Raw genomic sequence first — 915 nt, 5'->3', positions numbered from 1 at the left:
CCATTGGTAGTTAGAGGCGCGGTGCTCGTGAGAGCCCGTTTCCTCTGTCCCCTTTCAATCCGTGCGTGCGGTTCTCCCGCACACGGCTTACCGATGATCTTCTTGACATGGTTACGCAGTCTCCGGATAGCGGATGGTGCCGCGGAGCCGGTAGAGACCGTGCCCGTTGAACCAGTCCTCGGTCCACGCCTGGGCCTGTCCTGCGTGCAAGTTCCGGCCCCGCTTCGCCATCATCAGGCGCTTGAGCCGGAACACCACGTAGTTGTCGACCTGGCGGAATTTGTCGGCGGCGTTCCCGGTGCGGAAGTAGTTGCCCCAGCCGCGCAGCATCGGGTTCACAGCCTCGATGACGAGCCTGACGTCCCGACCCACCCGGTTGCGACCGGTCTGCTCCTTGACCTTCTCCCGGATGCGTTTCATGGAACGCTGTGAGGGCCACCGTTGCAGGTAGTAGCGGATGATCCGCTTCTGTTCCCACAGCTTGCCCGACATGCGCGCCCTGAAGTGGCACCCGAGGAAGTCGAAGCCTTCCCGGCCCTGTCGCAGGTCAACCACCCTCGTCTTGTCCGGGTGCAGTTCCAGCCCCAACCGGCCGAGGATCACCTCGACCGCCGTCAGAGCCCTCCTGGCATGGGCTTCGGAGCGGCACATCACAACGCCATCATCGGCGTAACGCACCAACTCACCCACCCCGAGAACACTCAGCTCCCGGTCCAGGACGTGCAGGAAGATGTTCGACAGCAACGGGGAGATCACCCCGCCCTGAGGAGTACCGGCGACCGTCCGCTCGACACTGCCGTCTTCGACCATCACCCCGGCCTGCAACCACTGCCGCAGCAGCTTCAGCACTCGACGATCACTGACCCGCTTCTCCACCTCGGCCATCAGCGCTGCATGGTCGATACGGTTAAAGAA

General features: G+C 63.3%; 1 protein-coding gene. It reads right to left on the bottom strand.

Annotation, left to right across the window (positions count from 1 at the left end; genetic code table 11):
• Positions 1–111: 111 nt before the first annotated feature.
• A partial coding sequence (locus IZR01_RS49340; RefSeq protein WP_194927907.1) for a reverse transcriptase domain-containing protein occupies positions 112–915 on the bottom strand: 804 nt, incomplete at its 5' end.

The sequence above is a fragment of the Catenulispora pinisilvae genome (genome assembly GCF_015356865.1).
Lineage (GTDB): Bacteria > Actinomycetota > Actinomycetes > Streptomycetales > Catenulisporaceae > Catenulispora > Catenulispora pinisilvae.
The sequence above is the reverse complement of the archived record's forward strand: the minus strand, read 5'-3'. Positions and strand labels throughout refer to the sequence as shown.